This window comes from Psychroserpens sp., assembly GCF_036960315.1.
GTDB lineage: Bacteria > Bacteroidota > Bacteroidia > Flavobacteriales > Flavobacteriaceae > Psychroserpens.
This window is the reverse complement of sequence record NZ_JBALVR010000001.1, coordinates 71,785-83,732: the sequence shown is the minus strand read 5'-3', so window position 1 is coordinate 83,732 and position 11,948 is coordinate 71,785. Positions and strand designations below refer to the sequence as shown.

The following is an 11,948-nucleotide window of genomic DNA, read 5'->3' as shown; positions in this document are numbered from 1 at the left end:
GGGATATCAATAAAAAGAGCTTTCAGGTAAAAACTGAAAGCTCTTTTGTGTCATTTTAGAGGGTTATTAAACTACACCTTGGGCAAGCATTGCATCCGCTATTTTAACAAATCCAGCAACATTTGCGCCTTTCACATAATCAACATATCCATCGGCCCCTGTTCCATATTGTACACAAGATTCATGGATATCATCCATAATTTTCTTCAGCTTCTCGTCAACCTCTTCTCTTGTCCAGCTTAACCTAAGTGAGTTTTGGCTCATTTCCAATCCAGAAGTAGCTACTCCTCCAGCGTTAGATGCTTTTCCAGGAGAGAATAATACTTTAGCCTTTTGAAGTGCTTCAATAGCCTCTGGAGTTGTAGGCATATTAGCGCCTTCGGCAACAGCAATCACATTATTATTGATTAATTGCTTAGCTTCATCTCCATTTAATTCATTTTGAGTTGCACATGGTAAAGCAATATCACAATTTACAGACCATGGTCTATCCCCAGCATGATATGAAGCAGAAGTGTATGTATCTACATATTCACTTATTCTTCCACGTTTCACATTTTTAAGATTCATGATAAACGCCAATTTATCAGCATCAATTCCATCTGTATCATGAATATATCCTCCAGAATCTGACATTGTAACTACTTTAGCGCCTAATTGCGTTGCTTTTTCACAAGCATATTGGGCTACATTACCAGAACCAGAAATCACAACGGTTTTTCCTTCAAACGACTCACCACTAGTAGCTAACATGTTTTTCGCAAAATACACACAACCATATCCTGTTGCTTCTGGTCTAATTAAAGAACCTCCGTAGCTTATGCCTTTACCTGTTAAAACTCCTGTAAATTCGTTTTGTAGCCTTTTGTATTGACCAAATAAATATCCTATTTCTCGTCCTCCTACTCCAATATCACCAGCAGGGACATCGGTATTAGGTCCAATATGTCTATATAATTCTGTCATAAATGATTGACAAAAACGCATCACTTCGTTATCACTCTTTCCTTTAGGATTGAAATCAGCCCCTCCTTTTCCTCCACCCATTGGTAGCGTAGTTAAAGAATTTTTAAATACTTGCTCAAATCCTAAAAACTTAAGAATGCTTAAATTAACTGATGGATGAAAACGCAAACCACCTTTATAGGGTCCAATTGCAGAGTTGAATTCAACTCTAAATCCACGATTTACCTGAATATTTCCTTGGTCGTCAATCCATGGCGCTCTAAAAATAATTGTGCGTTCTGGTTCAACCATACGCTCTAAAAGCATTTTACCCTGGTACTTTGAGTTCTCTTCTATAAAAGGAATCACAGTTTCTGCAACCTCGTGTACAGCTTGTAAAAATTCAGTTTCGTGACTGTTTTTATCTTTTACAAGTTTTAGAAAAGCTTCAATTTTATTTTTCATTTATTAAAGTATTAACAATGTATTTTGATTTTTACAGCACAAAGATACATTATCTTTAAAATGTTACCACTTTTTTTTTGATATTCTCAATAGTGGTTTAATAAACCGTTAAATTACCATTATGCTGTTGTTCAGATATTTTTACATTTCGTCTAATAACTTGGTGGTTTATCTAGTTTTTATATATTTGTTAACAAACAAGCCCTCAACAAAATTGGACCTATGACGCTTAATTTTAAACAATTAACATTTATCTTCCTTTTTATACTTGGTATAAACGAGTGTTATTCACAGCTTGGCTTTTCTCACGAAATAGGTGTTATAGCAGGCCCAGTTGCGTTCCAATCAGATTTCGGGGTAAGACGAGACTTTGAAACCAATGCAGGTAACACTGGTTTCGGTGTAGGAATAATTCATTACATAAATTTTGCATACAGAGCAGATTGTAACTGTTATTCGACAGATACATATTGGAACGATCACTTTAAATTACGAAATGAAATTTCTTGGAATAAGACTACATTAAATCACTTTGGGAAATGGGTTGATGCTTCGAGAACTAGTGAGAATGCCGAGCGTTTACGTCGTCATTCTGGTATCGCTCAAAATTTTGATATTGGTACTCAGATAGAATTTTTCCCTAAGAGTATTCGATCTTTTCAAGCGTTTAGTTATTCTTTCGCTCCTTTTATAAGCTTAGGTGTTCACTTTACAGCGTATAACCCTAGAGTTGAAACAACTTATGGTGATGGTAATATTGAAAACATGAATAACTTCTTTCAACCATGGGTAAATGCTGCAAATCCTAATACTAATGAAGATCCGTTTTTACTTAATGGGAATGGCACAACTTGGTCTATGGTTGGAAGTATAGGTACTCGATATAAATTAACTATACTTTCAGATTTAATGTTGGATTTGAGATGGCAATATTACTTTAACAACGAAATTGATGGGTTAGACCATAACTTAAAGTCAAACAAGGCTAACGATTGGTTGGTTTGGTTAAACTTTGGCTACATTTATTATTTAAACTAAGACTAAAAAAATTACATATAAAAAAAGACCAAGTTTAAACTTGGTCTTTTTTATTTTTCATAAAGTCAATTATTAACCTATTGCTTGTTTTAAATCGGAAATTAAATCCTCCTCATCTTCAATACCAACACTTAATCTAATTAAAGAATCAACAACGCCTGTTCTTTCTCTTTCCTCCTTCGGAATACTCGCATGCGTCATACTTGCTGGATGTCCAGCTAAAGACTCTACACCTCCTAAAGATTCAGCTAAAGTAAAAATCTTAAGATTTTCAACAATTTTAATCGCTTCCTCATAGTTATTCCCATTAGTTGTAAAAGAAACCATCCCACCAAAATCATCCATTTGTTCTTTAGCAATATTATGATTCGGATGACTTTCAAATCCAGGCCAATACACCTTTTTAATTTTTGGATGATTGGCTAAAAACTCAGCAACAGCTTTACCATTTTCACAATGACGTTGCATTCTGATATGTAAAGTTTTGATACCTCGTAAAGCCAAGAAACTATCTTGAGGTCCACAAACTGCTCCACTTGCATTTTGAATAAAATACAAACGATCTGCTATATCTTTATCCTTTACAATTAATGCTCCCATGACCAAATCACTATGTCCTCCTAAATATTTTGTAGCAGAATGCATCACGATGTCGGCTCCCAAATCCAGTGGACGTTGCAAATAAGGTGTTGCAAACGTATTATCTACAGCCAATAGTACATTGTGTTTTTTAGCAATAGCTGCAGTAGCTTTTACATCAATAATATTCATCATTGGATTTGTAGGTGTTTCAACCCAAATCAACTTTGTGTTTTCGTTGACATAGCTTTCAATATTAGAAGCGTTTTCCATTCCAATGAAATGAAACTTGATCCCAAATTTCTTAAAAATACTCGTGAACAAACGATAAGTCCCACCATATAAATCATTTGTAGAAATCACTTCGTCACCTGGTTGCAATAATTTGATAACAGCATCAATAGCAGCTAATCCAGAACCAAAGGCTAGACCATGATTTCCATTCTCAATACTAGCAAAAGCATTTTCTAATGCATTTCTGGTAGGATTATGAGTTCGTGAATATTCATAACCTTTATGACCTCCTGGAGTAGATTGAGCATAGGTTGATGTTTGATAAATTGGTGGCATGACACTTCCATAAGCTGGATCGTGCTCTTGACCTCCATGTATTGTTTTTGTGTTAAATTTCATTATTGTATCTCTATTTTTTTTCTGAAAATCATCAGTCGGAAACCAATTGAGAACATTTCAATGTCATGTAGTGAGCAACAAATTTAAGGTTTAATTCGTTGTATTCAAATCTATATAATACCTTTATTGAATGTCTAACAGAATCTTAGAAATTTTGAAAAAATACAGTTTCCTAATCCTCATATTAACCTTAGTTTCTTCTTGTAATGAAGAAGTGAAAATCGATTTTACAGAGCAAAACATTGAAAGTTCTGAAGTTACTGAAATCTCTATTAATTTACCTGTAGCAGAAGGCACAAATGAAATCGCAGATCGAATCAACAAGACCATTAATAAATATAGTGTTAATCAAATGAATTTGGGCGAAGATATTCTTACAAACATATCTATTGATGATGCTGTTGCAAGGTTTAATTATGAGTTCGAAAGTTTTAAAAAAGATTTCCCAGATGCTGCTCAAAAATGGGAAGCGTTTATTGATGGTGAAGTAACCTATCGTTCTCCACAAGTTATCAGTATTGCTATAAATTCATATCTAGATACTGGAGGAGCTCATGGCAATACCAATGTGAGGTTTTTCAATTTTAATCCTCAAACCGGAAAATTACTGACTAAAAAGGACCTTATTAGTAATTCTGAAGGTCTTTCAAAAGCAATTGAAATTCATTTAAAAGAAAAGATTGAGGCCACTTCCAAAAATCAACCTGCAGAAGATTTGTTCTTCGGAAAAGGTTTTCAGCTACCAGAATCTATAGGGTATAGTGACGAAGGAATAATCATATTATATAATCCATATGAAATAGCCTCCTATGCTCAAGGTATTATAGAATTTAGGATTCCTTTTGAAGAGGTCAGCTCGTTTTTAACAGTGAATTAATCTGCGTTTTTTGACAATCGTTTAATGATTGGTTCAACGGTAAGCCCTTGACCAATGATAGAGAATACTACAATAATGTAAGTAATTACTAAAAACAACTCGCGATGCATTTCTTGAGTTAAGCTTAGCGCCAATGCAATTGATATTCCTCCTCTTAATCCTCCCCAAGTCATAATTAAATTGGTGTGTTTTACAAATTGCAATTTTTTTGAAAAGAACTTTATAGGCAACCATAAGGATATATATCTACTTAACAACACTAGCGGAACCGAAATTAAACCAGCAACTACATAGTTAAACTCAAAATTAAGCACTAGCATTTCCATCCCAATCATTACAAATAAAATAGTGTTCAATAAAACATCAATAAGTTCCCAAAATTTATCGACGTAGGTTTCTGTAATTTTAGACATAGCAGATTCTCTTACCGTATCATTACCTACTATCAATCCTGCTGTCACCATTGCTAAAGGTGCCGATAAATGCCAATGATGTGCCAATAAACTACCTCCCATAACAGTCGCAATCGTAATAATAACTTCAACTTCATAATCATCAATAGACTTAAGTAACTTATAAGTGATATAACCTAAAATAATTCCTAAACCAATTCCTCCTAATACTTCTTGCCCAAATAATTTAGCGATTTCAACAAACTCAATGGCTACATCAGGTTTTGCTGCAATAGCAAATATGGTTAAAAACACAACAACACCTACACCATCATTAAACAGGGATTCTCCTACAATTTTAGCTTCCAATTTTTTAGGTGCGCCAGCTTTTTTTAGTATTCCTAAAACTGCAATTGGATCGGTTGGAGATATTAGAGCACCAAACAATAAACAGTATATAAATTGTACGTTAAGCCCTAATATTTGAAGTAGATAGAAGGTTAAAATTCCCACTAAAAATGTAGACACCAAAACACCTAGAGTAGCAAATACTAAAACTGGCCATCGCTGAATTTTGAGTTGGTTGAAATTGGTATGTAAAGCACCTGCAAAAAGCAAGAAACTTAGCATAATCTGTAATAACACTGTTTCAAAATCAATTTGAGAAATCAGTTCTTTTTCTCGCAATAACAAGGTGTCATCAAATTGCCCAATAGCCACGACAATAATTGTAAACACAATAGTAATAAGCATTAAACCTATGGTTATGGGTAGCTTTAAAAACTTAACATTGATATAGCCAAAAAGTGCAGAAAGAACAATTAATACTGATGCAATTGCATAATAATCCATACGAGCCTAAATTTTCGATAAAAGTAACTAATTTTCTTTTGAAATCCGTTTACTTTGCAACTTGCAAACCCACAAATGATCTTCTTGACCAATATTGAGATTTGGAAAAATAAGCATGAAAAAAATATACCATCTAAAAACGTGTAGCACTTGTGTAAGAATCATTAAATATTTGGATTTGCCTGACGATGTTATTTTTCAGGATATTAAAACCGAAGACATATCAGTAAAACAACTTGAAGAATTAGCAAAACTTGCTGGTAGTTATGAAGCTTTATTTAGTAAAAGAGCAAAGCTTTATAAGGAAATGGGGTTAAAAGATCAAAACTTGACCGAAAAAGATTTCAAACACTATATTTTAGAACACTACACCTTCTTAAGTAGACCGGTTGTGGTTTATAATAATCATATTTTTATTGGAAACAGTTCGAAAACCGTAGAAACTGCTAAAGCTTTTATTCATTCACATGAATAGCAGAAAATTTGCAATAATTGCGCTATTTACAGTTCAACTCCTATATGGTTTGAACTATACCTTTGCAAAATTGATAATAAACGACGGTTTTATACAACCGTTTGGATTAACACTTTTACGAGTTGGTGGAGCCACTATTTTATTCTGGTTTTTTGGCCTCTTTTTTAAAAAAGAAAAAATAGATCCAAAAGATTATTTTATCTTCTTTCTTGGCGCTGTGTTTGGCGTGGGTTTAAACATGTTATTATTTTTAAAAGGATTAGAATTAACAACTCCTATTCACGCTTCAGTAATCGTTACAATAACACCAATCATCATCTTAGTTTTATCCTCTTTTTTCCTATCCGAAAAAATAACTAAACTCAAAGTTGCAGGTGTTTTTTTAGGATTTTGTGGCGGTATATTGTTAACTATTTTAGGAAAGTCAACACGAATTGGAGATAATGTTATTCTAGGAAACACATTTATTTTCTTAAATGCTATTGCATTCAGTATCTACATCATTATCATTAAAAAATTAACTGCTAAATACCACCCATTTACCTTCATAAAATGGCTGTTTTTATTTGGTTTCTTTTTGGTTTTACCTTTTGGATATACTGAAACCACAGAGATTGAATGGCATTCGTTTACACCTTATGTCTGGTTCTCGTTCCTATTTGTGGTTATAGGCGCAACCTTTGCTACGTATGTATTAAATCCGTTAGCCTTAAGATCACTAAAAGCTTCAACGGTTGGTGTCTTTATTTACTTACAACCAGTAATTGCAGGAGTATTTGCTATTGTTATGGGTGTTGATGTTGTAAGCCCTGTAAAGCTTATGGCCATGTTATTAATTTTCTCAGGCGTGTATTTAGTCACTAAAAGACCAAAAGTTTTAGCTTAGATTTTTAGGCGTTTTACCTGGTTTTCGTGTATCCTCTTTGGTGAGAATTTTGAAATTTTCAGCCTTGGGAAACTTCTTTATCAAGGCTTGCAATTGCTCTGGCAAAGCGATCAATCGTCTCTCTTTCAGATCTATCCAAGCTCCCAAAATATCACATGTTGCCAGATGTTGTCCGTTTTGATTGTAAAAATTATGTTCAAACTTAAATAACATTCCATCTTCACTTAATCCTGAAACGGCCAATGTCACGGTTAATGTTTGTCCTAAAAATGATTCTTTAAAATAATAAATCTGTTCAGAAAACACCACTGGTCCAATACCATGTTCAATTAGTTTTTTCATAGAGAACCCATGCTCATTTAAAAAGCCAACTCGTGTGTGGCTCATAAAATTCACATATGCAGAATTTGCTAAATGACCATTTGCATCCACATCACTCCATCGTATTTCAAAATCTTTTTTGTACATGTTTATTTATTTGAAGCTGCAAAGTTATTGTTTTTTATAATCAACACATCTGGACCTTACGATTTTCCTTACCTTTGCTCAACTTTTAAAATTCGTTCATGATACAATCAATGACAGGTTACGGAAAATCTGTAATACAGCTTCCAACCAAAAAAATATCTATTGAAGTCAAATCACTCAATAGTAAAAATCTTGACCTTAACACACGTATGCCTTCTATGTATCGTGAAAAGGAATTGAGCATAAGAAAACTCATCGCTTCAAAATTGGTGAGAGGGAAGGTTGATTTTTCATTATATATGGAAATTACTGCTGAAGAAACTTCTACGCAAATCAACAAAACGGTTGTTAAACAGTACATTAAACAATTAAAAGAAGTCGTTGATGGTGATGATACCGAATTATTAAAAATGGCAATTCGTTTACCAGATGCCGTAACTACAGAACGTGATGAAATTGATGAAGGCGAATGGAAACAGATTGCTGATGTGATAGATAGTGGTATAGAAAAAATACTAAAATATCGATTAGACGAAGGCAAAAGCTTGGAAGATGATTTCGTAAATCGTGTGGAAAATATTTCTGGGTTATTAGATGAGGTTATTGCTATGGATCCTGATCGTATTGAAGGTGTTCGTGAACGCTTGGCTAAAGGTATTTCAGAAATAAAAGAAAAAGTAGATGAAAACCGTTTTGAGCAAGAACTCGTTTATTACATTGAAAAATTTGATATTACTGAAGAAAAAGTACGTTTAACAAATCACTTAGATTACTTTCAAAAAGCATTACAATCTGATGATTCAAACGGAAAAAAATTAGGCTTCATCTCTCAGGAAATGGGACGAGAAATCAATACTATAGGTTCCAAATCAAATCATGCTCCAATGCAAAAGTTGGTCGTACAAATGAAAGATGAACTCGAAAAAATTAAAGAACAATTATTGAATGTACTATAATTAGTAAGCAGTGTTCAGTCACAGTTGACAGTAAAAAACAAAACTATTGGCATCAATAAAAGATACTATTAAAAAAGGAAAACTAATCGTGTTCTCGGCACCTTCTGGTTCTGGAAAAACGACTATTGTTAGACATTTGCTCAAACAAGAAGAGCTCAATTTGGAGTTTTCAATTTCAGCCACTTCAAGAGAAAAACGCGGAAAAGAAGTTCATGCTAAAGACTATTATTTTTTAAACTTAAGAGAGTTTAAAAATAAAATCAAAGGTGATGAATTTCTAGAATGGGAAGAGGTTTACAGAGATAATTTCTACGGCACATTAAAAACAGAAATTGAGCGTATTTGGGCAAAAGGGAAACATGTTATTTTTGATATTGATGTTTCTGGCGGACTTAGAATTAAAAAGAAATTTCCTGAAGAAACCTTGGCCATTTTTGTAAAACCGCCAGACCTCAACGAGCTCATTATAAGACTTAAAGAGCGTGGTGAAGAAAGTGAAGATAAGATTAGTATGCGTGTAGCAAAAGCACCTGCCGAACTCGCTACTGCGCCATTATTTGATGAAATTGTTCTCAATAAAGATTTAGATAAAGCATTAGATGATGCTTATACCTTAGTCTCAGATTTTATTAAGACGTAAATTATGAAAATCGGACTCTATTTTGGCACTTTTAATCCCATTCACGTTGGTCATCTAACGATTGCAAATCATTTAGCTGAGCATAGCGATTTAGATAAAATCTGGTTTGTCGTAACACCTCATAGTCCGTTTAAAAAGAAAAGTTCATTGTTGGATAATCGCCAACGCTATGAAATGGTCTATCGCGCTACCGAAGATTATAACAAACTTGAGCCTAGTGATATAGAATTTAATTTACCGCAACCTAATTACACGATAAATACCTTAACCCATCTGCAAGAGAAATATCCTGAACATGAGTTTTCTTTAATCATGGGTGAAGACAACCTGAACAGTTTTCACAAGTGGAAAAACTACGATCTCATTTTAGAACATCATGATATTTATGTGTATCCTCGAATTCCTGAAGGAAAGATTGAGACACAATTTACCAAAAATAAAAAGGTGCATTTTGTAAATGCACCTATTATGGAATTGTCATCAACATTTATAAGAAAATCCATCAGTGAAGGCAAAAATGTACGACCAATGTTACCAGAACATGTTTGGGAGTATGTGGATGAAATGAATTTTTATAAATAGTTTTAAAAAGGTGTATTGTTGCCTCCATCATCTTCTTCACATTCAGACAAAAACGATTCAACAAACATTGCCCATCCTCGTCCATCAAACTGTGAACCTTCAGCCCATGCAGTTTCTCCACCAGTTGGTCCTTCAACTTCGGCGTGTGCCGCAAAACAATAATTATCATCTAAACCTTCTAAACTAATTATGTAAACAACTTCATATAGTGTAGATGAATATGGCTCTGTATATTCAAATTGCCCTACTTGAGGATTACCTGAGCCTGTTAGTGGCGCCCAATCTTCATCGCAATTTCCAATACTTAAATGAGTAGTACCTATAGTCCAATCTCCATTACTGGAATACGTAATTATTAAATTATCACCCTCAATATCTACTGTTACCGATCCTGCAACATAATGTTGACCTGCAATAAGATTGGTTTCAAAACAATGTTCCTCTGAAGTTGCTGTTGTAGAAGTTTCAATTAATGTAATTTCTTTTTCTATTTTCTTTTGGGCTCTAAATTGAGATTCATCCAATTGGTCATCTGTACATCCGAATAAAACAGATAACATTATCAAGCTTATAAGTAGATTAATACCTTTCATAGTATAAAATTTTTGGGGGTTAAGAATCTTAAAACTAGATAAAAATCTGCTCAAATATCTTTTTATTAGATGAAATACAATTAACTTTCACAAATTGGAGTTTTTTCTTACATTTTTATGTATTTTATAGTTAGAAATGATAAAAGGCATTTTCCAAATGCTCTAAGGTCATCCCTTTTTTGTTTAGTACAATAGCAACTATATCAAATCGAACTTCAACATCCATGTCATTTGTATTGACAAATTGATCTACTGCCTTAATGATACGTTGTATTTGCTTAGGTTTTAAAAATTGTTGTGGGTCACCAAAATTGGCACTCGTTCTTGTTTTCACTTCTACAACAGCAAGAATTTCTCCTTTTTTCGCCAAAATATCCACTTCGGCTTTTTGATACGTATAGTTTCGAGCAACAATATCATAACCGTTTTTTAACAAAAAATCGACCGCTAAGTCTTCTCCTTTCTTTCCTAATTCGTTGTGGTTTGCCATAATTAGTTTTCAAAAACAACCGTAGACTTCCCTTTCTCAACCTTCAAGGCAATCGTATGTCCTAAAATCAAAGCACGATTATCTTTTTCATGTCCAGCAGGCATCCCAAAAGCAATTGGAAAATCATACTCTGCTAACGCATCTAAAATGAGTTGCTCTACAGAAGTTCCCCAAGGTGTTGTATTCTTTCGCATTTTACTCATGTCACCAACTAAAATTCCTGCACAGTTATCAAAATAGCCTGCACGTTTCATACTTTGTAACATACGATCGATATGATACTTGTATTCGCCAATCTCTTCTATAAATAAGATTTTACCTGAGGTATCAATACTTGTTTTAGAACCCAACATCGTATGGAGTATTGTGAGATTTCCGCCAACTAATGGTCCACTTGCTTCACCCACTCTATTGTAGGTTGAGCCATCCAAAATATAATTCACTGGATTCCCAAAGATGGTCGATTTAAAGGTTTCTAACGTTTCCTTTATTTCTGAAATATCTTTTGGCAAACTCACACACATTAAGGCATGAATGGATTGAAACCCTTCATTGTGAACCTGATTGTGCAATGCTGTAATATCACTATAACCAATCAGCCATTTAGGGTGTTTTTTAAACTTGGTATAATCTAATTTGTCTAAAATTCTAACTGTTCCGTAGCCGCCTCTTGCGCACCAAATCGCACTAATTGTTGGGTCATCTAAGGCTTTTTGAAAGTCTTCACAGCGTTCAGCATCAGTTCCTGCAAAATGATCGGCTTTACTAAACACATGTTTACCTATAACGGCATGTAAACCCCAACTTTTTAATAATGTTATCGCTTGATTTACTTCATCATTTCTGTTTTTCAGTATTCCTGAAGGCGCAACAATAGCTACTGTATCTCCAGCTTTTAAATAGTGTGGTTGTATCAAAACAGTTTGGTTTTTTTGAACAGATTTGTCTTGAGCATTAGCATTTCCGAAGAAAAAACAGACTAAAATCAAGAGTAAGGAATAACGAATTTTCGACATAGTGTAAATGTACATTTTTTTTCACATGTTCGGAATTACAAATTTTAAACGATTCTTAATA

Annotated in this window: 13 protein-coding genes and 1 pseudogene; 7 read left to right on the top strand and 7 right to left on the bottom strand. The window is 33.7% G+C overall.

The genetic code is table 11. The features are described from left to right. Positions 1-66: 66 nt before the first annotated feature. Positions 67-1,410: an NADP-specific glutamate dehydrogenase gene (gene gdhA, locus V7719_RS00405; protein ID WP_335727873.1), complete on the bottom strand. Its 1,344-nt coding sequence runs from the start codon at positions 1,408-1,410 to the stop codon at positions 67-69. Positions 1,411-1,632: 222 nt separating this feature from the next. Here gdhA and V7719_RS00400 point away from each other — a divergent pair, with 222 nt between their 5' ends. Next, positions 1,633-2,448, top strand: a complete 816-nt coding sequence (locus tag V7719_RS00400; RefSeq protein ID WP_335727872.1) for a THC0290_0291 family protein — start codon at positions 1,633-1,635, stop codon at positions 2,446-2,448. Between the two features lie 72 nt (positions 2,449-2,520). Here V7719_RS00400 and V7719_RS00395 read toward each other — a convergent pair. Continuing rightward, positions 2,521-3,666 (bottom strand): annotated as a pseudogene (locus tag V7719_RS00395) (cystathionine gamma-synthase); the annotation flags it as partial. Positions 3,667-3,790: 124 nt separating this feature from the next. Here V7719_RS00395 and V7719_RS00390 point away from each other — a divergent pair. After that, complete coding sequence (locus tag V7719_RS00390; RefSeq protein ID WP_335727871.1) at positions 3,791-4,537, top strand: DUF3298 and DUF4163 domain-containing protein; 747 nt, start codon at positions 3,791-3,793, stop codon at positions 4,535-4,537. On the opposite strand, the gene V7719_RS00385 is transcribed toward V7719_RS00390, so the two are convergent. Then, positions 4,534-5,781: a cation:proton antiporter gene (locus V7719_RS00385; RefSeq protein ID WP_335727870.1), complete on the bottom strand. Its 1,248-nt coding sequence runs from the start codon at positions 5,779-5,781 to the stop codon at positions 4,534-4,536. The two genes, V7719_RS00390 and V7719_RS00385, sit on opposite strands and share 4 nt — an antisense overlap. A 115-nt stretch (positions 5,782-5,896) precedes the next feature. Here V7719_RS00385 and V7719_RS00380 point away from each other — a divergent pair, with 115 nt between their 5' ends. Further along, positions 5,897-6,256: an arsenate reductase family protein gene (locus V7719_RS00380; RefSeq protein ID WP_335727869.1), complete on the top strand. Its 360-nt coding sequence runs from the start codon at positions 5,897-5,899 to the stop codon at positions 6,254-6,256. Further along, positions 6,249-7,142 carry a DMT family transporter gene (locus V7719_RS00375; RefSeq protein ID WP_335727868.1) on the top strand — a complete coding sequence of 298 codons (894 nt, stop codon included), beginning with the start codon at positions 6,249-6,251 and terminating at the stop codon, positions 7,140-7,142. Before V7719_RS00380 ends, V7719_RS00375 begins: the two co-directional genes overlap by 8 nt. On the opposite strand, the gene V7719_RS00370 is transcribed toward V7719_RS00375, so the two are convergent. Continuing rightward, positions 7,134-7,610, bottom strand: a complete 477-nt coding sequence (locus V7719_RS00370) for an acyl-CoA thioesterase (RefSeq protein ID WP_335727867.1) — start codon at positions 7,608-7,610, stop codon at positions 7,134-7,136. The two genes, V7719_RS00375 and V7719_RS00370, sit on opposite strands and share 9 nt — an antisense overlap. Before the next feature lie 98 nt (positions 7,611-7,708). Between V7719_RS00370 and V7719_RS00365 the strand changes: the two genes are divergently transcribed. The 3 genes from V7719_RS00365 to nadD all read left to right on the top strand — a co-directional run bounded on the left by V7719_RS00365 (position 7,709) and on the right by nadD (position 9,788). Further along, positions 7,709-8,566 carry a YicC/YloC family endoribonuclease gene (locus tag V7719_RS00365; protein WP_335727866.1) on the top strand — a complete coding sequence of 286 codons (858 nt, stop codon included), beginning with the start codon at positions 7,709-7,711 and terminating at the stop codon, positions 8,564-8,566. 67 nt (positions 8,567-8,633) lie between these two features. Beyond that, positions 8,634-9,206, top strand: coding sequence for a guanylate kinase (gene gmk, locus V7719_RS00360; protein ID WP_335728500.1), 573 nt, complete (start codon positions 8,634-8,636; stop codon positions 9,204-9,206). Positions 9,207-9,209: 3 nt separating this feature from the next. Then, the gene (gene nadD, locus V7719_RS00355; RefSeq protein WP_335727865.1) at positions 9,210-9,788 is read left to right on the top strand and encodes a nicotinate (nicotinamide) nucleotide adenylyltransferase; all 579 of its coding nucleotides are present in this window, start codon (positions 9,210-9,212) and stop codon (positions 9,786-9,788) included. A gap of 2 nt (positions 9,789-9,790) precedes the next feature. On the opposite strand, the gene V7719_RS00350 is transcribed toward nadD, so the two are convergent. From V7719_RS00350 to V7719_RS00340, 3 genes are all read right to left on the bottom strand, one after another. Continuing rightward, positions 9,791-10,381, bottom strand: coding sequence for a hypothetical protein (locus tag V7719_RS00350; protein ID WP_335727864.1), 591 nt, complete (start codon positions 10,379-10,381; stop codon positions 9,791-9,793). A 130-nt stretch (positions 10,382-10,511) separates the two neighbouring features. Continuing rightward, positions 10,512-10,871: a YraN family protein gene (locus V7719_RS00345; protein WP_335727863.1), complete on the bottom strand. Its 360-nt coding sequence runs from the start codon at positions 10,869-10,871 to the stop codon at positions 10,512-10,514. A 2-nt stretch (positions 10,872-10,873) separates the two neighbouring features. Further along, the gene (locus V7719_RS00340) at positions 10,874-11,887 is read right to left on the bottom strand and encodes a S66 peptidase family protein (protein WP_335727862.1); all 1,014 of its coding nucleotides are present in this window, start codon (positions 11,885-11,887) and stop codon (positions 10,874-10,876) included. Between the last annotated feature and the right edge of the window lie 61 nt (positions 11,888-11,948).

What these genes read in the sequence shown, in the direction of transcription:
- nadD (WP_335727865.1), top strand. Translation starts at nt 9,210, where the DNA reads ATGAAAATCGGACTCTATTTTGGCACTTTTAATCCCATTCACGTTGGT.
- V7719_RS00390 (WP_335727871.1), top strand. Translation starts at nt 3,791, where the DNA reads ATGTCTAACAGAATCTTAGAAATTTTGAAAAAATACAGTTTCCTAATC.
- V7719_RS00370 (WP_335727867.1), bottom strand. Translation starts at nt 7,610, where the DNA reads ATGTACAAAAAAGATTTTGAAATACGATGGAGTGATGTGGATGCAAAT.
- V7719_RS00385 (WP_335727870.1), bottom strand. Translation starts at nt 5,781, where the DNA reads ATGGATTATTATGCAATTGCATCAGTATTAATTGTTCTTTCTGCACTT.
- V7719_RS00365 (WP_335727866.1), top strand. Translation starts at nt 7,709, where the DNA reads ATGATACAATCAATGACAGGTTACGGAAAATCTGTAATACAGCTTCCA.
- gdhA (WP_335727873.1), bottom strand. Translation starts at nt 1,410, where the DNA reads ATGAAAAATAAAATTGAAGCTTTTCTAAAACTTGTAAAAGATAAAAAC.
- V7719_RS00375 (WP_335727868.1), top strand. Translation starts at nt 6,249, where the DNA reads ATGAATAGCAGAAAATTTGCAATAATTGCGCTATTTACAGTTCAACTC.
- V7719_RS00380 (WP_335727869.1), top strand. Translation starts at nt 5,897, where the DNA reads ATGAAAAAAATATACCATCTAAAAACGTGTAGCACTTGTGTAAGAATC.
- V7719_RS00340 (WP_335727862.1), bottom strand. Translation starts at nt 11,887, where the DNA reads ATGTCGAAAATTCGTTATTCCTTACTCTTGATTTTAGTCTGTTTTTTC.
- V7719_RS00350 (WP_335727864.1), bottom strand. Translation starts at nt 10,381, where the DNA reads ATGAAAGGTATTAATCTACTTATAAGCTTGATAATGTTATCTGTTTTA.
- V7719_RS00345 (WP_335727863.1), bottom strand. Translation starts at nt 10,871, where the DNA reads ATGGCAAACCACAACGAATTAGGAAAGAAAGGAGAAGACTTAGCGGTC.
- V7719_RS00400 (WP_335727872.1), top strand. Translation starts at nt 1,633, where the DNA reads ATGACGCTTAATTTTAAACAATTAACATTTATCTTCCTTTTTATACTT.